Annotated in this window: 20 protein-coding genes; 8 read left to right on the top strand and 12 right to left on the bottom strand. The window is 64.4% G+C overall.

What is annotated here, in order from left to right:
• Positions 1 to 2 precede the first annotated feature (2 nt).
• Genes AC3WJM_RS07450 through AC3WJM_RS07430 form a run of 5 tightly spaced genes read left to right on the top strand, consistent with a single transcriptional unit; the run spans position 3 to position 4758 of the window.
• A complete protein-coding gene (locus AC3WJM_RS07450; protein WP_307055019.1) occupies positions 3 to 710 on the top strand; it encodes a phosphatase PAP2 family protein in 708 nt (235 codons plus the stop codon).
• Positions 711 to 767: 57 nt separating this feature from the next.
• Complete coding sequence (locus tag AC3WJM_RS07445; RefSeq protein ID WP_284988533.1) at positions 768 to 2306, top strand: efflux RND transporter periplasmic adaptor subunit; 1539 nt, start codon at positions 768 to 770, stop codon at positions 2304 to 2306.
• Positions 2307 to 2312: 6 nt separating this feature from the next.
• A complete protein-coding gene (locus AC3WJM_RS07440) occupies positions 2313 to 3041 on the top strand; it encodes an ABC transporter ATP-binding protein (protein ID WP_234752919.1) in 729 nt (242 codons plus the stop codon).
• On the top strand, positions 3038 to 4285 hold the full coding sequence (locus AC3WJM_RS07435; protein WP_059388845.1) for an ABC transporter permease: 1248 nt from the start codon (positions 3038 to 3040) through the stop codon (positions 4283 to 4285). The genes AC3WJM_RS07440 and AC3WJM_RS07435 overlap by 4 nt, the downstream gene beginning before the upstream one ends.
• Before the next feature lie 59 nt (positions 4286 to 4344).
• Positions 4345 to 4758: a hypothetical protein gene (locus tag AC3WJM_RS07430; protein WP_284988535.1), complete on the top strand. Its 414-nt coding sequence runs from the start codon at positions 4345 to 4347 to the stop codon at positions 4756 to 4758.
• 74 nt (positions 4759 to 4832) lie between these two features.
• Here AC3WJM_RS07430 and AC3WJM_RS07425 read toward each other — a convergent pair whose 3' ends face one another.
• The 8 genes from AC3WJM_RS07425 to AC3WJM_RS07390 all read right to left on the bottom strand — a co-directional run bounded on the left by AC3WJM_RS07425 (position 4833) and on the right by AC3WJM_RS07390 (position 15347).
• On the bottom strand, positions 4833 to 6026 hold the full coding sequence (locus tag AC3WJM_RS07425; RefSeq protein WP_492271515.1) for an MFS transporter: 1194 nt from the start codon (positions 6024 to 6026) through the stop codon (positions 4833 to 4835).
• Positions 6023 to 6793, bottom strand: a complete 771-nt coding sequence (locus tag AC3WJM_RS07420) for a DeoR/GlpR family DNA-binding transcription regulator (RefSeq protein ID WP_492271514.1) — start codon at positions 6791 to 6793, stop codon at positions 6023 to 6025. The genes AC3WJM_RS07425 and AC3WJM_RS07420 overlap by 4 nt, the downstream gene beginning before the upstream one ends.
• A 325-nt stretch (positions 6794 to 7118) precedes the next feature.
• Positions 7119 to 8801: an ABC-F family ATP-binding cassette domain-containing protein gene (locus AC3WJM_RS07415; RefSeq protein WP_284751030.1), complete on the bottom strand. Its 1683-nt coding sequence runs from the start codon at positions 8799 to 8801 to the stop codon at positions 7119 to 7121.
• Positions 8802 to 8835: 34 nt separating this feature from the next.
• Positions 8836 to 9441: a TetR/AcrR family transcriptional regulator gene (locus AC3WJM_RS07410; RefSeq protein ID WP_492271513.1), complete on the bottom strand. Its 606-nt coding sequence runs from the start codon at positions 9439 to 9441 to the stop codon at positions 8836 to 8838.
• Complete coding sequence (locus AC3WJM_RS07405) at positions 9438 to 10718, bottom strand: FAD-dependent oxidoreductase (RefSeq protein WP_492271512.1); 1281 nt, start codon at positions 10716 to 10718, stop codon at positions 9438 to 9440. Before AC3WJM_RS07405 ends, AC3WJM_RS07410 begins: the two co-directional genes overlap by 4 nt.
• A gap of 533 nt (positions 10719 to 11251) precedes the next feature.
• Complete coding sequence (locus AC3WJM_RS07400) at positions 11252 to 13243, bottom strand: penicillin-binding transpeptidase domain-containing protein (RefSeq protein ID WP_492271511.1); 1992 nt, start codon at positions 13241 to 13243, stop codon at positions 11252 to 11254.
• A gap of 191 nt (positions 13244 to 13434) precedes the next feature.
• Positions 13435 to 14094 (bottom strand): response regulator transcription factor, encoded by a 660-nt coding sequence (locus AC3WJM_RS07395; RefSeq protein WP_284988543.1) that lies wholly within the window; start codon positions 14092 to 14094, stop codon positions 13435 to 13437.
• Complete coding sequence (locus AC3WJM_RS07390; RefSeq protein WP_284988544.1) at positions 14091 to 15347, bottom strand: sensor histidine kinase; 1257 nt, start codon at positions 15345 to 15347, stop codon at positions 14091 to 14093. The genes AC3WJM_RS07395 and AC3WJM_RS07390 overlap by 4 nt, the downstream gene beginning before the upstream one ends.
• 268 nt (positions 15348 to 15615) lie before the next feature.
• Between AC3WJM_RS07390 and AC3WJM_RS07385 the strand changes: the two genes are divergently transcribed.
• Together AC3WJM_RS07385 and AC3WJM_RS07380 are read left to right on the top strand one after the other, a co-directional pair.
• The gene (locus AC3WJM_RS07385; RefSeq protein WP_492271510.1) at positions 15616 to 16707 is read left to right on the top strand and encodes an ABC transporter permease; all 1092 of its coding nucleotides are present in this window, start codon (positions 15616 to 15618) and stop codon (positions 16705 to 16707) included.
• A gap of 39 nt (positions 16708 to 16746) precedes the next feature.
• Complete coding sequence (locus tag AC3WJM_RS07380) at positions 16747 to 17445, top strand: ABC transporter ATP-binding protein (protein WP_492271509.1); 699 nt, start codon at positions 16747 to 16749, stop codon at positions 17443 to 17445.
• A 72-nt stretch (positions 17446 to 17517) separates the two neighbouring features.
• Here AC3WJM_RS07380 and AC3WJM_RS07375 read toward each other — a convergent pair whose 3' ends face one another.
• Positions 17518 to 17910: a winged helix-turn-helix transcriptional regulator gene (locus AC3WJM_RS07375; protein ID WP_059388853.1), complete on the bottom strand. Its 393-nt coding sequence runs from the start codon at positions 17908 to 17910 to the stop codon at positions 17518 to 17520.
• A gap of 82 nt (positions 17911 to 17992) precedes the next feature.
• Here AC3WJM_RS07375 and AC3WJM_RS07370 point away from each other — a divergent pair, with 82 nt between their 5' ends.
• A complete protein-coding gene (locus AC3WJM_RS07370; RefSeq protein WP_284751018.1) occupies positions 17993 to 18598 on the top strand; it encodes an NAD(P)-dependent oxidoreductase in 606 nt (201 codons plus the stop codon).
• A 200-nt stretch (positions 18599 to 18798) separates the two neighbouring features.
• Here AC3WJM_RS07370 and AC3WJM_RS07365 read toward each other — a convergent pair whose 3' ends face one another.
• The 3 genes from AC3WJM_RS07365 to AC3WJM_RS07355 form a co-directional block, all read right to left on the bottom strand.
• Positions 18799 to 20244 carry a phytoene desaturase family protein gene (locus AC3WJM_RS07365; protein ID WP_492271508.1) on the bottom strand — a complete coding sequence of 482 codons (1446 nt, stop codon included), beginning with the start codon at positions 20242 to 20244 and terminating at the stop codon, positions 18799 to 18801.
• On the bottom strand, positions 20237 to 21790 hold the full coding sequence (locus tag AC3WJM_RS07360) for a glycosyltransferase family 87 protein (RefSeq protein ID WP_492271507.1): 1554 nt from the start codon (positions 21788 to 21790) through the stop codon (positions 20237 to 20239). The genes AC3WJM_RS07365 and AC3WJM_RS07360 overlap by 8 nt, the downstream gene beginning before the upstream one ends.
• Positions 21791 to 21980: 190 nt before the next feature.
• Positions 21981 to 22121, bottom strand: coding sequence for a hypothetical protein (locus tag AC3WJM_RS07355; protein ID WP_172465581.1), 141 nt, complete (start codon positions 22119 to 22121; stop codon positions 21981 to 21983).
• Positions 22122 to 22348: the final 227 nt, after the last annotated feature.

The following is a 22348-nucleotide window of genomic DNA, read 5'->3' as shown; positions in this document are numbered from 1 at the left end:
AGATGGTGAGGGTCATTCTCCCCCGCAAGCTCGATCAGGGACGCACCATTGTCATCTCGACCGTGCTGCTCGCAATCGCCGCGGTCCTCGGCGGCATTCTGCTTGCGGGGGATCGAAACCCGCCTTTCCAGGGCGTGGACGACGCATGGCAAGCATTCATGGCGACCCTCCACGCACCGTTCTGGGACAGCCTGAACATCGCCCTCAACTGGACCGGCTACACGGGAATGCTGGTCTTCCACATTCTGCTCGCCTTGGCGTTGTTGATCCGGAGGAGACCCCGGTCGGCCGTATTCTCCGCCATGGCAGGACTCAGCGTGATGTTGCTGACCCAGTTGCTCAAGTTGGTCATTCACAGGCCGCGTCCCCTCAATGCGCATGTGGCTACGGACACCTATTCATACCCATCGGGGCACGTATCCGCTACCACGGCATTCGTTCTGGTGATAGCGCTCCTCATCGGCCGCGCCTGGACGTGGCTGCTCGCGATCGGCGGAATGCTGGCCATGATGATCAGCCGGATCTATTTGGCTGCCCATTGGTTCACGGATGTGGTGGGTGGCGCTTGCTTGGCGTCCACCATCGTGCTTCTCTGGTGGCTGGCCTGTCAGAAAATATGCATTGTGGAGAATATAGACGCACGGCACGCCCTGGAGTGGAGATCGAGGGTCGCGCGCCGCAAGCGGCACGTCGAGCGGAGCGTCACGTAGGGTAAACCATCAGGTAGCACTCGGTCTTCTCCAAGAGAGCGACAATAGTCTTCGGGCATGCTCTCAAAACCTCAACTCATCAACGGCGGCATCGGGGTGGCCGTCGTGGGCATTGCCGCCGGTGCCTTCTTCGTGCTGAACGGTGTGCCGCAAACGGCCGCCGATACCACCGCCCGCACCGTCGCGGTCAGCTCAGCGGACCTCGCCGCGGTTTCCACGGCCAGCGGAAACGTCTCGCCCGCAAGCACCACCGTCATCAATGCGCAGAACTGCACCGGGCCCATCGCCACTGTCTCTGCGGTGACCGGTCAGCAGGTCACGGCCGGGCAGGTGCTGGTCACCATTGATCCGACGAACGCCCAGAACGCGCTGGCCGTTGCCCAGGCGCAACTGGATTCCGCCGCGGCGCAGGCAAACCAACAACAGGCCTCAGCCAGCAACCAGGTGGCTTCGGCAAGCCAGAGCCTCACCAACGCCCAGCAAACGGCCAACCTGGACGCGAGCCAGCAGGCCAGTGCCGTGGCCGCCGCGCAGACGGCCGTGAACAATGACAATGCGACTGTCGCCACGGCCCAGGCCGCTGCCAGCGCCCAGCCGAGCAGCCAGCCGGCCCAGAACGCGCTCAGCGCAGCACAAGCCCAGCTCGCGAAGGACAACCAAGCACTGACCCAGGCAGCCAACCAGCAAGCCAGCTCGGCCCTCAAGGACAAGGAGCAGATTGCCTCGGCAGCGACGGCCCTCAATTCCGCCCAAAGCGGTGGCGGCGCCACATCCAACACCACGTCTGCCCAGATTGCCGTTGATACCGCAACCAAAAACCTGGCGTCCTGCTCACTCGCGGCCCCGGTTTCAGGTACTGTCACCGCCGTGAACGCCGTCGTCGGCGGCAACGCCGGCAGCAGCTCCGGCTCTTCCGGATCCTCGGGTTCCGGCTCGTCCGGAGCTTCCGGCTCCTCCGGCAGCTCTTCCACGAGCGCCGCGAGCACCTCGTCCTCCGGACTGATTACGATCAGCGACACCGCGCACCTGCAAGTCATCGCCAACTTCGCCGAATCGGACATTGCCGCCATGAAGACCGGCGACTCGGCCACCTTCACCTTCCCGGCGCTCAAGACCGACCCCTCCGCGGCACCGGTCACAGGTACCATCACGGCGATCGCCCAGAACGCCACAACCACCAACAACGTGGTCAGCTATCCCGTGACGATCTCCATCAAGAACCCTCCGGCCGCCCTGCGGCTCGGCCAAAGCGCAAACATCTCCGTAACCACGGCGACCGCCAAGAACGCATTGACTGTGCCTTCGCTTGCCATTACCACCACGGGAACCAGGCAGACCGTCAACGTGATGAAGAACGGGACGGCGACGGCGGTGACCATCACCACCGGGATCACGGACAACGGCCGCACCCAGGTGCTCACCGGACTCAGCGCGGGCGACCAGATTGAACTCCCGGCTATCTCATCCACCCTGGACACCACCGGCACCACCGGACGGACCGGGACAGGCGGACTTGGCGGTACGGGCGGATTCGGTGGTACCGGCGGCGCCGGAATTACGGGCGGCACCGGTGGCACACGTGGAAATGGCGGGTAAGCAGCCGTGAACGACGCTGTCATCCAACTGGACTCCGTGAGCAAGATCTATGGCAAAGGGGAAGCCGAAGTACGGGCACTCGATTCCGTCAGCATCTCCATTGACCGGGGCGACTTCGTGGCCATCATCGGCGCCTCGGGCTCCGGAAAGTCCACCATGATGAACATCATCGGCTGCCTCGACGGCGCCACTCAGGGGACGTATCACTTGGACGGCATCGATACCGGGACCCTGGATGAATTCCAGCTCGCGCAGATCCGCAACCGGAAAATCGGCTTCGTCTTCCAGAACTTCAACCTGATACCGCGCACGCGGGCCGTGGACAACGTCTCCATGCCGCTCGCTTACGCAAAAGTGCACCGCAAGGAACGGCGCGAGCGGGCCCTGGAAGTACTCGATTCAGTGGGTTTGGCTGAGCGGGCGGACCACAAGCCTTCGCAGCTGTCCGGTGGACAGCAGCAGCGTGTTGCCATCGCCCGGGCACTCGTGACCAACCCGGTGTTGCTCCTGGCCGACGAGCCCACGGGAGCTTTGGACACCAAGTCCTCGCACGAAATCCTGGATCTCTTCGAGTCCTTGCACGCCAACGGCCGGACCATTGTGATGATCACCCACGAGGCGGACGTCGCGGCGCGGGCCAACCGCGTTGTGCGCTTCCAGGACGGTCACATCATTGAGGATCACAGGATCCGCGCCGTTAATGCCCACCCTGTAGCCACGGCGGTGCCGGCATGATGATCGCCGAATCCGTTCGCTTCGCCCTGACGGGGGTGATGGCCAACAAGATGCGCTCCATCCTCACCACCCTGGGCATCTTGATCGGCATCGCATCCGTCATCATCCTGCTGGCCGTAGGAGCCGGAACCTCCAACGCCATCAAGGCCCAGATCGGCAAGCTGGGAACCAACGTGCTTACGGTCAGCCGCCAGACGACAGCGGGCGGCCGCGCAGCAGGCGGCGGACAAGCCGTCACCGGTCCGCGCTCCCGCGGCACCAACCTCACGCTCCAGGACATGGCCGCGCTGACAGATCCCGTTATGGCCCCCGACGTCGCCGCAACAGCGCCGGTAGTCACGGCACAGAACGTCACGGGTACTTACCAGGACGCAACCCATGCTGTCGCAACTTTCGTGGGGACCACGCCGTCGTACTTTTCCATTTCGAACGACACGCTCGCGGCGGGGTCCTACTTCAGCGACGGTGACGCCAGCAGCGGCACCGCAGTGGCCGTGATCGGCAATACCGTGGCACAGGACCTGGTGGGAAGCTCTGTGACCTCGGCCGTTGGGCAGACGATCGCCCTCAATGGCCAGAACTTCGTGGTCTCCGGCGTCCTGGCTCAAAAGGGGTCCTCGGGGCTCAACGATCCAGACGACATTGTGGTGATCCCCTACAGCGCAGCCCAGGACAAGTTCACCGGGTATTCGCCGTCCCTTGCCTCCATCACGGTCCAGGCGAAGTCAGCGGACGTGATGAACCAGGCCCAGAACGAGGTTCAGATGATCCTCGATGCCAGGCACAACGTCACCTCCGCCAATCGTGACTATCAGGTGCGGAACCAGGCGCAGATCCTCACGACGGCCACCACCACCACGGCCACGCTGACCATCCTCCTGGGGGCCGTGGCCGGCATTTCGCTCCTGGTTGGCGGAATCGGCGTCATGAACATCATGCTCGTCACGGTCACTGAACGCACCCGCGAAATCGGCATCCGCAAGGCGATCGGAGCCTCGCGCGGCAGCATCGTGAGCCAGTTCCTGATCGAATCGCTCATCATTTCGCTGATTGGCGGGGTGCTGGGAATTGCCGCGGGCTACATCGGCAGCGCCTTCCCCCTGCTCGGAACGCAACCCGAAGTCCAGTGGTGGACGGTGTGGCTGTCGTTCCTGGTATCCGCTGCGATCGGCCTGATTTTCGGAATCTACCCGGCCAACAAGGCGGCGAAACTACGGCCGATCGACGCCCTGCGGTACGAATAGCCGCCCACACTTCCACCCCCAGCAACTCAAAAAAGAAACAGCCAACAGGAGATCCACAAATGTCCTATTCAGCACCGGAGCCCGGCCCCACGAACCAGCCGGAGCCCCAGCAGCCCTACACCCAGCAGCCCCACGCCGGACAGCCCACCGCGGTCCTGCAGGCCACCGGCCAGGAACCCACCGGGCAGGGTTGGGGCCAACCTCAGGCGCCCGAGCCGTTCGTGCCCAAGAAGCGCTTCCAGATGGGCCGTCTGACGCAGATCCTCCTTGCCGTGCTTCTCGTCGCCGTGGGCTTCTTCGGAGGCGTCGGCGTCACCAAGCTCATGGATGCTGGCCAGGCCCGTCCGGGCCGCGGCCAGTTCCAGAACTTCAACGGCCAGGGCGGCCAGGGCCGGAATCGGCAGAGCGGAGCTCCCACCAACGGGGCATCGCCGAGCGCCATTCCTACGGCTCCCGCCACCTCGGCCCCGTAGCACCGCTCGTTGTAGCCACCCAACGGACTCGCAGTTGTTGTCGTTTGACGCGTCAAAACGACAACAACTGCGAGTTAGTTGCTTTTAACGAGGGGCTTCGCGGCGCCGGCCAGCCACAGGGCCATCAGGATCGGCACCCCGATGGCAAGCAGTGCCATGTGGATACCGGTATGGTCGCCGAGGTATCCCAGAAGCGGCGGGCCGGCTAGAAACGCCACATAGCCGATGGTCGAGACCACCGAGACGCGTGCGGCCGCGTGTTTCGGGTCATCGGCAGCAGCGGACATGCCCATCGGGAAGGCCAAGGCTGCGCCGATACCCCAAAGGGCCGCACCCACCCCGGCAAGGACGAGGTTGCCCGCGAAAACGAAGAGAGCCAGGCCCACCGCTGCGGCGGCCATGCTGACCCGCAGCACGGCTACGCGTCCGAACCGGTCGATCGCACGGCCGCCAACGAAACGCATCAAGGTCATCGCCGCCACGAAGAGCGCGAACAACAGGGCGCCCGTCGATTCGGAAGCATTCAGGCCATCCACCGATGCCTTAGCGATCCAGTCGTTTCCGGCGCCTTCCGTCAGGGTCGCCCCAAGGACCACGACGCCGATCAACAGGGTGCGGGAGTCCCGCCAGGCGGAGGGACCCTTCACGGCGGGCGCGCCGTCGTCGGGCGCCGTTCCCGTGGTCTCGTGGGGCATGAAGTAGCGCGGCGCGGTCAAGGTGAGAAGAACCACGACGCCGGCAATGACCAGCAAGTGCTCCGGAAGTCCGACGCCTATCTCGGAAAGCCATGCACCAATCAGCGCACCCACAAAGGCGCCCCCGCTAAAGGCTGCGTGGAACTGCGGCATGATGGTGCGCCCGAGGCGGTGTTCGACGTCGGCCCCCTCAATATTCTGCGAAACGTCCCACAGACCGACTCCCACACCGAAGAAAAACAGCGCCAGCGCGGTGCCGGCTACGGATTCAGCCATCAGGGAGAAGGCAATAGCCGCTCCGGCGGAAGCGGCAAGGAGCCCCGCGGCGCGGACGGTATTGGCCGTACCGATCCTGCCCACAACCCACCCCGCGGAGGGCAGCGCCACAAGGGACCCGACGGCGGTGCACAGTAGGAGGGTGCCCATCTGTCCGGACGTCAGGTGCAGGGTCTGGGTGACGGCGGGGATGCGCGCCGCCCAGCTGGCAAATACCAGCCCGTTCATGCCGAAGACCAGGAAAGTGGCGATTGCCGCGGCCTTGACGTTCGGAGCGGTTCGGGTGCTGGTGGTCATACGATCACAACTTCCACGGAGAGATTTTCAAGTAGGGTGCGTTCTTCGGTGCTTGGCTTCCGGTCCGTCACAATGACATCTACCGCGTCCATGGCTGCAACCAAGGCCACGGCCTGTGCATTCCATTTGCTTCCTGTGCAGGCCACGATCACCCGGCTGGCCGATTCCAAGCCTGCCCGCTTGATCGCGGCGTCCTCGAGATCGTGCGCCAGCAGGCCGTCCTTGAGGTTGATGGCACACGGCGTCACGATGGCGGCATCAAAGCGCAATGAGCGGATGTTGGCCTCTGCCATTGGTCCCCGGAACGACTGCTCGCCGGGAACCAGGCTGCCGCCGGGCAGCAGGAGACCCGGACGCCGTCCCGAGGGAAGGTCCGTGGCCAGGAACTCCACCGAGCGTAGGGACATCGGCATGATGGTCAGTTCACGCTGCGCGAGCCGGCGCGCGATCTCCGTTGCCGTTGAACCGCTGTCGAGCCACACATGATCGCGGTCGCGGAGCAGCCGTTCGACGGCGACGGCGATCCTCTCCTTGGCGTCCTGGTCCTCGAGTTCGCGCTGCCCGTAGCCGGGGTTGTCGCCGCGGTCCACGAGGCTGCGGGCCCCGCCATGCACCCGGCGCAGGACACCGTGGGACGCGAGGATTTCCAGGTCGCGCCGAATAGTGGCCCCCGATGCCCCGCATTCGGCAACCAGTTCGTCAACGGTAATCTCTTCGCGCTTGCGCAGCAGCTCGCCAATGAGCCGGTGGCGGTCAGCAGTCCTCATGCTCATATGCTATCCAGAAATGATCATTTCATCATCTTTGGTGATCATATGGCCGCGTGGGTGGGGCGTGTAAACCGGTCGCGTGAGCCGGCAGGCACCCTGCGTGCCGAACGGCTTAGACGCTCGCTCACCTATGGGGCACTTTCCACCGACGCTCGCTCACCAATGGGGCACTTTCGGCCGACGCTCGCTCACCTATGGTGAGCGAGCGTTCCGCGATCACAAGCCATAGGTGAGCGAGGGTTCGAAGGCGCGGGACGGCGTCGTGCGTTCCCGGGCCCGCATCGGGACCCGGGCTCGGCGCCCGGACGAAGTCGGCTGGAAGTCAGCGCGCCCGCTCTACCCGCGACTCGTCCCAGACGGGCTCGTCGGACTCGTAGACTTTGCCGTCGGATCCGAAGACGAGGAAACGGTCGAAGGACTTCGCGAACCAACGGTCGTGCGTGACGGCAAGAACGGTGCCCTCGAACGCGTCGATCGCGCGCTCCAAGGCTTCGCCAGAGTGCAGGTCCAGGTTGTCCGTGGGTTCGTCCAGGAGCAGTAGCGTGGCGCCCGACAACTGGAGGAGCAGGATCTGGAACCGCGCCTGCTGCCCACCCGACAGCGACTCGTACTTCTGCTCGGCCGAGCCCACCAGCCCGTAGGAGTCGAGCGCGCCGGAAGCGGCTTCGCGGCCCAGCCCGGAACGGTGTTCGTCACCGCGGTGCAGGATGTCCAGGAGCGTCCGGCCCAGGAGATCCGGGCGGGAATGGGTCTGCGCGAAGAATCCGGGTCGGATCCTGGCACCCAGTTTGACGGTGCCTTCGTGCGGAACTTCAGCGATTTCGACGTCGGAAACCGGCAAATGTTCGCGCTCCGGGTCGGTGCCACCGGCGGCCAGGAGCCGCAGGAAGTGGCTCTTTCCCGAGCCGTTGGAACCCAGCACGCCGACCCGGTCTCCGAACCAGATCTCGGTGGAGAACGGCTTCATCAGTCCCGTGAGTTCAAGCTTTTCAGCCACCACGGCGCGCTTGGCCGTCCGGCCTCCCTTGAGGCGCATGTGCACGTTCTGCTCGAGCGGCAGGGCCTCGGGCGGCCCGGCCTCCAGGAACTTGGCGAGCCGCGTCTGGGCGGCCTGGTATTTGTTGGCCATGTCCGAGCGGAAGGCCGCCTTGGTCTTGTACATGATGACGAGTTCCTTGAGCTTCAGGTGCTCCTCGTCCCAGCGCTTGCGCAGTTCCTCGAATCGCGCATTGCGGTCGATCCGCGCGTCCACATAGGTGCCGAAGCCGCCGCCGTGCACCCAGGCGCCGGCGCCGTTGATGCCGGGTTCCAGCGTCACGATGCGGCCTGCGGCATTGTTGAGCAGCTCGCGGTCGTGGCTGATGAAGAAGACGGTCTTCTTGGATTCGTTGAGTTTACTTTCGAGCCAACGCTTGCCGGGAACATCGAGGTAGTTGTCCGGTTCGTCGAGGAGCAGCAGCTGGTCAGGTCCGGAGAAGAGCGCCTCAAGCACCAGCCGCTTTTGCTCGCCGCCCGAAAGGCTCGACGCCGGGCGGTGCTGTGCGCGGTCGAAGGGAATGCCCAGCGCGGCCATGCAGACCTCGTCCCAGACGGTCTCGACGTCGTACCCTCCGGCGTCTCCCCAGTCCACGATCGCCTGGGCGTACCGCATTTGGGTGGGCTCGTCGTCGTGCTCCATCATGGCGAGCTCGGCGTCCTCGACCGCCTTGGCGGCCGCGGCGAGGGCCGGCGGCGCAGCGGAAACGAGCAGGTCACGGACGGTGGATTCGTCGCGGACCTGGCCGACGAACTGGCGCATGATGCCCATCGTGCCGGAACGGCCTACCACTCCCTCGTCAGGCGTAAGGTCGCCCGCGATGATCTTGAACAGGGTGGTCTTTCCCGTTCCGTTTGGCCCGATCAGGGCTGTTTTGCTACCGTCCGGGACCTTGAAGGTCACACCGTTGAGCAATTGGGTGCCGTCGGAGAGGAAGTAGTCGATGCCTGAAACGTCAATATGGGCCACGCGTTCAATCTTCCCACGGACCGCGGGGGACTCCTCAGCCGCCCAGGTGGTCCGCACCAACCGCGCCAGTGAGATACCGCTGGATTGTCGGCCCCAACGCCCGGACGACGACGGCGTGCGGCGCCGAGGCGATCGGCTCCAGTTTAACGAGGTAGCGGGTCAGGATGAGTCCGGAAAGCTGCGATGCCACCAGGTTTCCGCGCCACGAGGCCTCTTCCGCAGGCACCCCCAGGCCCGCAAGAAGCGGTTTGATAGCGCGGTTCAGGATGAACTCGCGGACCAGCGCGGCACTCCACTCATGCTGCATCGCCGTGCGCAAAACCGCGACGCCGGCTGCCCCCGCTGGCGAGTCCCACACGGTCAGGAAGCGGGTCACCAGCCTCTCCCCGATGTCCTCCCGCGGCCCGTTCAAGACAGCCGACACGTGGTCCTTGGGATCCACGGGTGATTCGAGCGCAGCCATGAACAGCTGCTCCTTGGTGCCGAAATGATGGTTGATCATGGACGGATCCACGCCGGCCTCGGCCGCGATGGCCCGGACTGTTGCGGCGTCATATCCTTTGCGGCTGAACTGTTCGCGGGCCGCCCTGAGAACTGCGTCCCGGCTGCTCACTTGTCCGGGGCGGCGCCCCCTGTTCACACCGGCTTCCGCGTCACGGCGGACTTCCGGCGCGCGAAATCCGGGGCGTGCTCCGGCCGTGGGCCGAAGGCGATCATGAGTGCTGGAAGTTTCCGGAACCAAGGAACGTGGAGCGCGACAAAGACCACTGGACTAGGCGGGCCCATCAACCGGCCTTTCACAGCGGGACCGAAGACCGCCTTCTGAATGACAAGCTGCACATTCTGGATCACCACGGTGGGGAACCATCGCCGCTTCTGCACCGAAGCGAGATCTGACTCGCCAAGGGTGCCTTGAAGCAATGGGCGGGCGATGCGCTGGGCAGCGGCGACGGCATCCTGGATGGCGAGGTTGATCCCCACACCGCCCGCGGGAGACATGGCGTGGGCGGCGTCTCCGATGAGGAGCAGACCCGGCTTGTGCCACGGCTTGATCCGGTTGAGCTTCACGTCGAGCAAATGGAGATCGTCCATCGAGCTGATTTCGTCCACGCGGTCCGCGAGATCCGGGCGGATGCGGGCCACGCGGGCACGGAAGCTCTCCACCCCTTCTGCGCGCAATTGCGGGTCCTTGCCCTTCTCCGCGATGTAGGCGATCTGGTAAAAATCCTTGCGGGTCAAGCTGAGGAGGACATCGGCACCGGAGAAGCGGGGCATGATCGAGGCCAACTGTTCCTGCTCGTCCGCGTGCCGGGAGAGCCTGAACCACCAGGTGTCGAACGGCACGGGGAACTCGCGGGGGACCAGTCCTGCCTTTTGCCGGAGCACCGAGCCGCGGCCGTCGCATGCCACCGTCAACGTCGCGCGAAGCTCCCCCGTCCCGGTTTCGACGCCGGATGCCGCGTCCCGGGCGCGGTACGCCACCCCGGCGACCTTCCCGCCGTCGTCGTACAGCAGGTCCGTGGCCTCAGTGTTCATCCGGAGCGTGAACTGCGGCTCCTGCTGGGCGGCGTGCACCAGGAAGTTCAGGAGGTCCCACTGCGGAACCATGGCTACGTAATCGTAAGGCGGCTTGAGGCGGTCGAAGTCGGCCAGGGTCACCTCCTTGCCGCCCGCCGGGAGTTTGAAATTGCCGAGCTTGCTTTGCGGCAAGGCCCGGAATCCTTCGCCCAGCCCGAGCTCATCCAAGAGCCGGATGGTGGAGGCATGGACGGTGTCGCCGCGGAAATCGCGCAGGAAGTCGGCATGCTTTTCGAGGACCGTGACCTCGACGCCTGCCCTTGCCAGCAAGAGTCCGAGCATCACCCCCGAGGGACCGCCACCCACAACGACGCATGTGGTGCTTTCAGGCTGGTTCATGGCCACTCCCGGAGTTGACCTTCATTGCCGCAACTAATTCAACAAGCGTTGAATTAAGTGTGCACCCGCCGGAAATACCTGTCCAGAGGGCGCCCCTCCCCCCTGCGACGCTCGCTCACATATCGCCCCCTTTCGGGCGACCCTCGCTCACATATCGCGGCGAATCCCGTGCAGCTGGGCCTGCCGCGGTCAGGAAATGTTCCGTTACGGGCCGGGTACGGGGTGTGTGGCAAGTTCGCGACGATCGCTGCGAACAGGACAATGTAGGCAACGAAAAACAGGACCCATAAGATGAACAGGCCGATCCCCACCCAACCGAGGATCTTTCCATCCTGGGCCGCTACCCCGAATCCCTCGGCCTTCTTAGCCTGCATAATGGCCAAGGGTCCGAAAACAACGCCCAATGAGAAGCTTCCGATCACGCCGAACACGGCCGCCAGGCGCGCGTGCCTCATGCCCTCCATGTACCACTGCAACTGACCCATGCTCACAGGGCGCTGATCGGACGGTGGTGGGTCAGCGGTCTGCGACGGTCAGCCGGCCGCGGTCAGGAACGACTTGAGCAACGGGCCGCTGGTTGTTGCACCGAGGCCGCCGTCTTCCACGAACACTGCCACGGCGAGGTCTCCATGCACTGCAACGATCCAGGCATGCGTCTTGGGCGGGTTGTCGTTTCCGAATTCGGCCGTCCCGGTCTTCGCGCCCACGGGCGCCCCCGGCACCGAGGCGAGAAAACCGGCGTGGCCGGAGGTCACCACAGCCCTCATCATGTCGCTAAGTGCTGCTGCCTCCGCCGGGGTGACCGGTTTGTCGGACGCCGGCGCGGCGGGAGACTCTGGCGCGGCGAGGGAGGCCGACGACGACGGCGAGCCGGACGCCGTCGGGGTGGCACCCGCGGAGGGTGAGGCTGCGCCGGGGTTCAGGACGAGTTGCGGCGACACCGGCGCGCCATGTGCCACCGAACCGGCCATGATAGCTGCGGCGAGGGGAGAGAGCAGCACTTTGCCCTGGCCGATCATCGAAGCTGCGTGCTCGGTGCCGTCGGCGTTTCCCGGGACGGATCCCAGGAAGGCATCGGCCCCCAGCTTCGGGGCTTGGACTGCCACTCCCAATGAAGTTGCCGCCGACTCGAGCTGGGCTTGGCTGACCTTGTCCCTGGAACTGATGAAGGCCGTGTTGCACGAATGCGCGAAAGCGTCACGCAAAGCAACAGAACCAAGAGACGACGCCGGATAGCCTTCGGCGTTCTTGAAGGTCCGGCCGTCCACCGTAATTGTCGGCGTGCATTCCACCTTGGAATCCGGCGTCATTCCATTGCGGATCAAGGCGAGGGAATCGACGATCTTGAAGGTGGAACCCGGAGCGTATTGGCCCAGCATTGCCGTGTTGTAGCCGTTGCTTCCGGGCCCGGAGGCCGCTGCCAGGACGGCGCCGGTGGAGGGGCGGAGCGCCACAATTGCCGAGGCCGGGCCGACCCCGGCCAAGGTGTCTTCGGCGAGCTGTTGCAGGCGCGGATCCAGGGTGGTCTTCAGCGGATCGCCGGCCTTGGCGTCGGCGGCAAAAAGCACCCGGCGGGGGTCGGGCTTCGCGGCCTTGATCTGGTCGTCGGTCATGCCTTGCGGCCGGGCCTTGATGGAGACCCCATCCTGGCCACGGAGCTGGCTGTCGTATTGTTCCTCCAGGCCGCCGGTCCCGACGACATCTCCCGCCTTGAGGGCACCCCCGGCTTTTTGGATCTGTTCGGCGCTTGCCTCAGCGACGCTACCCAACACGGCGCGGGCGAAGGTACGCGTCGGTGCCAAAGGCAGGGAATCAGGAATGCCACGGGCCCCCGGAATCGCAGCAATCTGCTGGTCAGTGATCGTGCGGCCCTCTTGACGCAGGGTGATGGCACTGACGAATGCCTGTGGGCCGGACGCCTGGACCTGCTTCACATACGCGGCTTCGTCCACGCCGACCAGTTGCGCGAGCTTCGCCGCCGAAGCCGCGGGATCCGCCGATCCAATCGCGGTCTTGTCGATGCCCACCTGAACCACTGGACGGTAACTGATCAATTTCGCGTCCCCTGCGCCAAGGATCTCGGCCCTGGATGGCGCAATGACAGTCTTGTCCAGTACCTCGCCGTCCTTAAGATCCGGCTCCAAGAGTGCCGAATTCCATTGGACGGCCCATTTGTCGCCCGATTTCTTCAGGGCGGCCTGGGAGGTGTACTTCCACTCCGCAGTTCCGATCTTCCACGTGAAGTTGAGCGGAACCGAGGCTTTGTCGCCGTCGAGCTTTACCGCGCCGCTTTCAACCGAAGGCTTGGCCGGATCGAGGGCCGCGAACACCGCCTTGAGCTGTTCATTCGCCGCTGCGGCATCCTTGCCGTCGACGGCGAGCGATCCGACGTCGAGCGCCGCGAGGGACGACGCGAGCTGCTTGGCAGCGCCCTCCGCCCCGGAGCGGCCGTCATCACAAGCGGCCAGCGAGCCGGCGATCATCAGGGCGGCAAGCCCCAGGACAAGATTCTTGGTTTTCCCCATTTGCGCCATTATGCCTTCTCGGGCCGACAGGAATGATACAAATCACAGCACGTTGCGCTTTTGTGATGGTTGAGGCGCTCAAGAACCAGGCCTCGCCCAACTAACTCGCAGTAAGTGTCGTTTTCGGGTGTCAAAACGACACTTACTGCTAGTCAGTTGGGTCCGACAGGCACCCAGGCTGCGCGCCAACCCTACTGACTCCGGATGATCCTGCGCTGGGTTGCCGCCGCGATGGCCGCGGTCCGGTTGTCGACACCCAGCTTGCCGTAAATGTGCACCAAATGGGTCTTGACCGTGGCCTCGGAAATGAAGAGTTGCTTCGCCATCGCACGGTTGCTCATTCCGGTGGCGAGGAGTTCCACGAGTTGGACTTCACGCGCGCTCAGGGCGTGCACCGGATTGCGGATCCTGCCCATGAGCCGCGCGGCAACCTCGGGCGCAAGGGCCGTCTGACCCGCGGCCGCAGCCACCACGGCCTGCCGGATTTGCTCAGGTGGAGCGTCTTTGAGCATGTATCCGCTGGCTCCGGCTTCCACTGCGGCGAGGATGTCGGCGTCGTTGTCATATGTGGTCAGGATCAGGACCGGCGGCGGGGGAGTCCCCGCCTCACCGGCTTTGATCTTGCCGGTGGCGGTGACGCCGTCCATCCCCGAGCCCATTTGCAAGTCCATGAGGACTACGTCCACCGGTTCGCCGAGGGCGTGGAGCTTCGAGAGTTCCGCCAATGCGGCTCCGCCGTCGGCCGCTTCCGCCACGACCTGGACTCCTTCGAAGTCGGCAAGCATGGCCCGGAGCCCCGCCCGCACCACGGGATGATCGTCAACCAGCAAAACCCTGATGTTGTTGGTCATGGGGACGCCTCAAGGGCTGCGTTGCTAGTGCCCAGCGGCAGCCGGATTGCCACCACGGTCCCCTCGCCGGGAGCCGACTCGACGTCGAGCGTTCCATTCAGGGCCGCTAGCCGCTCGCGCAGGCTTTTGAGCCCGACGCCGGTTCCGTCGCCACGGGTTGCCGCGGCAGCGGCCGCTGCGGGATCGAAGCCCGCACCGTCGTCGAACACGTCCATGGTTACCTCGGCATCCAGGAAGGACAGGGTGACGACGGCGGTTCTCGCCTGGGCATGCGCCCACACGTTCGCCAGGGAAGACTGAGCCGCGCGCAACAAGGTGGTCTGGTAGGGGTTGGGCAGCGCCACTGGCGTGCCCTGGAGCTCGAAACGGCAGCGCAACGTAGCTCCGCGTGCGGCCGCCTCGGCCTCGGTCTTGGTGCAGAGGCGCCGCAGCGTGTCTGCGAGCGAGGACTCGACCAGCTCCGGGGACCCCAGTCCCCGGACAAAATTGCGGGCTTCCGCCAGGTTGCTGGCCGCTGTCTCGCGGACAGTCCTGAGCCGATCGCGGGCCGCGGCGTTGTCACCGGCGTCGAGGGCTTTCTCCGCCGAGCGCCCCATCAAGACGATGCTCGAGAATCCCTGTGCCAAGGTGTCGTGTATTTCACGTGCGAGCCTTTCGCGCTCGGCCAGCGCACCGGCGTCGTGCTGGCTTTGTGCCAGCTCGGCCCGGGTCCGGCGCAATTCCTCAGCGGCGAGTCGCTGGTTCTCCGCCTCGACGTACAGCGCCCGATACGCCAGGCCGGTGACAACCGCGAAGGCGGCCCCGAAAAGAGGCCCGAGGACCATGGCAAGTTGCAGGGCATCCGCCCCGGCACCACGGTTGTGGAACCACATCGCCGCGATCAGGAGTGCGGTGCTGACAGCAATCGCGGGGAGGGCGATGCGCCGCGGCAGGATATGCAGTTGCAGGAAGAACAACGGGAAAGCTATCCAAGCGAAATCCGGACTGATGAGCATGAGCAGCAGCCACAGGAAACCAACGACGGCGAGCCACCACCGCGCGTAAGGCTTCGGATCGAAGCGCTCAGGATGGCCGGCGTGCCTCTTTTCAAGGACCGTCCCCAAGAGGTAGACGGCAGCCAGCAGCAGGGCAAGGCCGAGGCCTGCCCAAGTGGCGAAGGGCGAAAGGCCCGCGATCGCAAGCCTGACGACTGCCACGAAGAGAAGCACCGCAAAACCAACGTGCAGGCTGACGCGCAGGACGCGCAAAATCATGGCCGAGCCACTTGGCTGCTGATGTGGCGCTGGCTGCGGCTGCGCCGTGGCTTGGGGCGAATCGTCTCCCTGCATGCCTTCCAGCGTAGCCTCGCCCGCCGACAGTTTTACCCGGATTCGGCGGTATGCGGGCCCAATCAACCGAATGGTTGATCCGCGGGTCAATCAAGGCGACTGGAGGAGTCCATCCACTTCCCGATGTTTCACGCGCCCCCTGCCCGGAGAGTTGAAACAGGACCAGAAGATCGCCTCCGACCAAAGGAATTCCATGTTTCTCGCCATACGCGACATCCGCTTCGCCAAGGGCCGCTTCGCCCTCATGGGAAGTGTCGTCGCCCTCATCACACTCCTCCTCGTCATGCTCTCCGGGCTTACAGCGGGCCTAGGCAACCAGTCGACGTCGGCCATCGCGGCCCTTCCTGTGCAGCAAATTGCCTTCGGCGCGCCGGCTGGAGGCGAGGCCAAGGCCTCCTATACGGAATCGGAGGTCTCCAACAAGCAGCTCGAAGCTTGGCGGAACCGGCCGGGTGTTGCCTCTGCCGAAGCCATTGGTATTAGCCAGACGCGGTTCCAGTCCCTCGATTCCGCCAATAATGCTGCCGGCACTGCGAACGTGGCGGTCTTCGGGGCCGACGGCGGCATCTCACCTGTGGCGGTGAAGGAAGGCGAGGTGGTGGTCGGGGAGTCCTTGGCGAAGGAACTCTTGCTGAGTACCGGGAGCAGGGTGACGGTAGGCGGTACGGGTCTGACGGTTTCCGCCATCACCCAGGACGAGTGGTATTCACACACCGGAGTCGTCTGGACCTCCCGGGCTACGTGGCAGAAGCTCGCACATATTCCTGCCGGGGAATCGATTGGGACAGTCCTTGCCGTGGAGTACGACGCCGGAGCCACCGTGGATCTTGACGCCGCCAATGCGGTGGCCGGCACTGTCAGCGCCACCCCGAGCGGCTCGTTCCAGGCCCTCGGCTCCTACAAGAGCGAAAACGGCTCCCTCATGCTCATGCAGGCCTTCCTCTATGGCATCTCCGCGCTTGTCATCGTTGCATTCCTGACCGTCTGGACTGTCCAGCGCACGCGCGACATCGCGGTGCTCAAGGCCATGGGCGCTTCGTCCGGCTACGTGGTGCGGGACGCGCTGGTCCAAGCAGGAATCGTCTTGCTCGCCGGCGCGGGACTGGGTGGCGGCCTTGGCGTTCTGGGCGGCTTCTTTGCTGCCAAGGCGGCCCCGTTCCTCGTGACTCCGCTAACTACCCTCGTCCCGATCGCCGGGATCGTGCTCCTTGGGCTTGGCGGTGCGGCGCTGGCAGTACGCAGCATCACCAGAGTGGATCCGCTTATTGCCCTCGGCGGCAACTAGGCCAGCCCCGAAACTTAATATTCCACGAAAGGCATATCAATGAACCCCGTACTCAACCTCGTCAACGTCACCTTGGAGTATCCGGACGGCGATTCCACCCTCAAGGCCCTGGATGCCGTGGATCTCAGCGTGGACGCCGGCGAATTCTTTTCCCTCGTGGGCCCGTCCGGCTCCGGGAAGTCCTCGCTTCTCGCGGTGGCGGCAACTTTGGTTCGGCCGGGTTCCGGGCTCGTTATCGTCGACGGCACGGTTGCCACGGAACTCAAGGACACCGAACTCACTGCCCTGCGCCGGGAAAAGGTGGGCATCATTTTCCAGCAACCCAACCTCCTGCCTTCGCTGACCGCCGTCGAGCAGTTGATCCTCGGCGACCATTTCCGGGGGAAGCCGGCCAAAGCGGCCCGCAAGCGCGCTACGGAACTGCTCGACGTCGTCGGGCTCGGGCCTTCTCTCACTAAGCGGCCGCACCAGCTCTCGGGAGGCCAGCGGCAGCGCGTGAATATCGCGAGGGCGCTCATGGGCCAACCCAAGGTGCTGCTCGTCGACGAGCCGACCGCGGCCTTGGATCACGAGCGTAGTGAATCGATCGTGCGGCTGCTGCGCCAGGTCACGGACGAGTTCGCGACGGCGACCGTCATGGTCACGCACGACACCGAGTTCCTGCCGTTCACCGATTCGGTCGCGACCATGCGGGACGGGCGCCTCGGTGCGCGCGTCCCCGTCGGGACACCCAACTGACTCGCATTAGATGTCGTTCTGAGCCCTCAAAACGCCAACAAATGCAAGTCCGTTGGGCGAAAGCGCGAACGGTCAGCCCCCGATGACAGCCTCGTCCTGGGCATCGTCATAGGCATCGCGGGCCTTGAGAATGCTGGGCACATGGTCCTCCGCCCAGAGACGCAGCAGGGTCAAAGGCTCCAGCAGGGAAGCTCCAAGCTCGGTCAGTTCATAGTCCACGCGCGGGGGCACCTGCGCGTGGACAGTCCGGGTGATGAGACCGTCGCGCTCAAGGGTGCGAAGGGTCTGGGTCAGCACCTTCGGCGTCACGACGTGGACCATCTTGCGAAGCTCGGAGAAACGGATGGGACCGTCCGCGAGGACCTGGACCACCAACGAAGCCCATTTGTCACCGATGCGCTGAAAGATCACCCGGGACGGGCAATCAGGGTCGAGGACGTTTGCCGATAGGTCATTGGTATCCATGAGGTAACTAAGTTCCTTTGAAGCTATCAGTATCAATTAGATACTGTTTTGATATTGCAAGGATAGCAACCCAAGGAGAGTCATGAAAATCGCAGTCTACGGCGCAACAGGCATGGTCGGAAGCCAGATCGTCAACGAATCGCTCACCCGCGGCCACGAAGTCACCGCTATCTCCCGCAAGGGCTCGGAGGTTGCCGGAGCGAAGGCCCTCGCTGCCGATCTCGCTGATGGCCAGAGTTTCGCGGAGATCGCCAAGGAGCACGACGCCGTCATCCTCGCCACCGGGCCGAGCCGCACCGGCGGCGACCACGGAGAGTGGCTTGCGGCAATGGACACCGCCTACAGCAACGCAGAAGGCACGCGCCTCATGATCGTCGGCGGAGCAGGCACGCTGGAGATCGACGGCGTTCGCCTCCTCGATTCGCCCGACTTCCCTGAGGCCTATAAGGCCGAAGCAACCACGGCGGCCGCAGCATTCGCCGCCGTCAAGGAAGCTCCAGAGAGCCTGGACTGGACAGTGCTCGCACCCGCGCCTGTCATCCAGCCAGGTGAGCGCACGGGAAAGTACTCCACTGCCAAGGATTCCCCAGCAGGCAACACCATCTCCACCCAGGACTACGCCGTAGCCATGCTGGACGAAATCGAAACTCCTGCCCACCGCCGGGCCCGCTTCACGGCAGCCAACTAACCCAACGCTCGCTCGCGTATAACGGCCCATTTGCCAACGCTCGCTCACATTTGAGGGAAAAGCACCGATCGCTCCTGCAGATCATCTGCAGGAGCGATCCGCCGGTCGGCCTCATAGGTGAGCGAGCGTTTCGAATTTCGACGGCATAGGTGAGCGAGCGTCGAGGAAAAAGGGCAGATACGTGAGCGAGCGTCGAGGGGTTACCTGCCCAAACCCAGCCCGGGTACCTGCAGTCCAAACATGTCCTTCAAGGCATATTTGGCAGCGTGATACCCGGGCATTCCTGTTACTCCGGGTCCTGGGGGCGTGGACGAGGAGCACAAATACACCCCCGGCAAAGGGGTCCGCCACGGTACCGGAGAGAGCACGGGACGCTGCACGAGCCCTCGAATGTCCATAACGCCCGCGCTAAAATCGCCGCCTAGATAGTTCGCGTTGTAGCCGGCCAAGCCTGCCGCCGTCGTCGTCTTCCAGCCAACCACCACGTCGCGGAAGCCCGGCGCGAATTCCTCGATCCGGGACATGACCGCCTCGGCCATGTCCGTGGTCGAACCCTTGGGTACGTGGCAGTAGGACCAGAGAATGTGCCGCCCAACGGGAGCCCGCCCGGGATCCACGATGGAGGGCTGGGCCACCAAGACGTAAGGCTTCTTGGGATGCCGGCCGGCCGCTACCAAGTTCTCGGCCTCGGCCATGGCGGCGCGCGTGCCACCCACGTGCACTGTCCCGGCGGCTGCCAGCCCCGGAGCTGCCCAAGGCACGGGCCCGGACAGGATGAAATCGACCTTGCACGCTGCATTCCCGAAACGGAATGTTTCAAGCGACCGCCGGTAGCGATCGGGAAGCGCCGCACCCGCCATGCGCAGCAGTCCTGGGGGCGCAACGTCCAGCAGGATCGCCTTCGCGGGACGCAACTCTTGCAGTGCGTCTATTTGCACCCCGGTTTCAATCACTCCGCCGTGGGCCTCGATGTCCCGGACCATGGCCTCCGCAATAGCAACGGAGCCACCAACGGGAATGGGCCACCCGCCGGCATGAGCCAACCCACCCAGAAGGAGTCCCGCCCCCGCGGCAGCGAGCGAAGGCAGGGGAGCGACGGCGTGCGCCGCGACCCCGGTCAGGAGTGCGGGAGCCGCATCCCCGGCGAAGCGCCGGTTCCACCACGGCGAACCCTGCTCCAAGGTTGCAAGGCCGAGTCGCAACGCCGCCACCGGATCGGCAGGCATCCGCAGCAATTGGTTCTGCGTCACGTCCAGCACCCCGACGAGCCGCTCCACCAGCGGTCCCATCAGGCGGGTAAACGCAGCTCCGTCGGCCCCGAGTTCAGAAGCGGTCCGCTCCAGTGAGCGATACGCGAGGGCTGCCCTGCCGCCGTCGAGCGGAGTTCCGTATTGGACCTCAGGCAAACGCAGCTCCACGCGCCGCTCGAGTTCGAATTCCCGGAAGAAACGCGAAGCCAGCGCCATCGGATGGACCGCGGAACAGACGTCGTAGACGTGCCCCGGTTCCAGCAGTTCTGCCGTCCGCGTGCCCCCACCGATCGTCTCGGCGGCCTCGTAGACCCGTACAGCCAGTCCCGCGCGGGCCATGACTACCGCTGCGGCCAAGCCGTTCGGTCCGGAGCCGACGACGGCGACCTCAGCCATCGCGTTCGGCCTCGCCGTGCGTAGACGGCACTGAGTCGTGCCCGGGCGGCGCGGCGTGGTCAGTCGCCCGGGACGCACCCGAGAGCACAGTCGCCCTCCGCCAAGGCAGCACTGATGCCGCCGGACTCTTGAGGTCTATCCGGAACCAATCCTGGGCCCCGTTGAACACACCACCGTGAGGATCATCCACCCCCTGGACTCGGAGGGGATCCAGATGGGGTTCCCAGATGTCCCACGCAACCCGCAGCATCAAATATGCCGTCGCGGCCATGTGTAGCATCACGGCCATGACGTAATACGGCATATCGATATTGTTCTGCGCGGCCCCGCCGCTGCTCGTCTGGCCCAGATACATCCATGTGGCGGTCCAATGCAACGCCTCGGCGGCCTGCCAGAGCAGGAAATCGCGCCAGTTGGGTCTCGCCAAAGCCAGCAATGGCACTAGCCAGAGCACATATTGCGGCGAATAGACCTTATTGCTCAGGATGAAGGCCGCCACTATCAGGAACGTCAACTGGGCTAGCCGCGGGCGCCGTGGCGCTGTCAGCGCCAATCCAGCAATCAAAACGCAGGCAATGAGGAACATGTCCATCGCCAGGGCATTGATGGCTTCCGGGCCAAGCTGCACCAGTTGAAGTCGCTCCGCAACGAGGTTGTAGGCGAACCAGGGCGAGCTGTAACCCGCGGGGCGATCGCGGGTGTAGTCGAAAAAGTAGCGCCAGCCGGCCGGATTGACCGCTGCGACCGGCACATTGACTGCCAACCAAGCCACCGTCGCGGCCAGGGTGGTCACAAACAGGACCCGCAGCCGGCCGGTGCGTAGCGCGAGCAGAAGAACTGCGCCCAGTATGAGCAGCGGATAGAGCTTGGTTGCCGTCCCCAAACCGATGAACAGACCGGCCAGGACGGGACGTTCCTTAGCGAAGAAGTACATCCCCACCGCAAGCATGGCCACCGCCCACATGTCCCAATTGATGACTCCGGCCAGCACAATCCCGGGCGCCAGGGCCACCATGGCCGCGTCCCACGGCCGGCGCCGGTTGATGCGTGCGGTGGCCAGGACAACCACGATCCACATGGCCGCAATCAGCGTGGCATTCACATCGAAATAGCCAAGGATCCGGTCCGGGCTGGCACCGCGCCCTGGCACGAGCCATGCAGTGATACCCGCTATCAGCCCCGTGATCACGGGATATTCGAAGAGGGCCTTCTGGTCGAAGAGCGGAAACACGCCATCTGCAAGGCCCCGGCTGCTGAAAAGTTCGGGGAAATCCGAGTAGCAGGTGGCGTAGAACTGCTGCGGAGTGTGCCAGCCGTTAACGCGGCAATAGCCCTTGATCAGTATCGACAGGAGTGCCGCAACGATCGTGAGGATAATCAGGACCCGTTCAACCGTGAAGAATCCCGGGGAGACCGCTCCAGGCGAGGACCGCTGCCCGAGGGGTCCTCCGATCAACTCGGTGAAGTTCCTGAGCAAGGAATCACTACGGCTGGGAACCACAAAGCGAGCACGTTTTTCCGGGCTGTGCGGCTTCGTCTCCTGCATGGAATCGAGCTTAGCGCAGGCGCGGGGGACGGGATCCGGCCAGGCGCGGGGGACGGGATCCGGCCAGGACAGCCCGTCCCAACTCGGGCCCGTTAAAAGGCGGAAGCCCACGCATAGCCGCGTGGGCTTCCGAGGCGAACGGTCCGATGTGTGCCATCAGTCCCTCCTGAAGTGCAATGGTGGGGGACACTTAGCGGATGATGCCCATTTGGTGCAGGACGACGTAGACATCTTCGCGGCGTTGATCCAGCAGTTGTCCGTTGAAGAGGGTCTTGTCTTTGACGACGGGCTTGCCGTTGAAGACCATCAGGTCCTTGAGGCGCTTGGCCAAGGTTCACCTCCTTTCGTAGTGAAGAGAATTGCCGGAATTCGGGCATGACAATTAAGCCCCCCTGAATTCGAAGAAAACAAAGGCGGAATTAGGCATGTGAATGCCGGCGATGGTGGGTGGATTAAGCGGATCTATCGAATGACCGTAAACAGTACCGAAGCGTGGAGTTCCGGTACCTGGTATCCAGGGGGCAGCCGTCCCCAACAAGAAGCTGGTTCCGAACTATG

The organism is Arthrobacter sp. FW306-1B-G06A (genome assembly GCF_058781765.1).
This window is presented reverse-complemented; position numbering and strand designations above follow the sequence as displayed.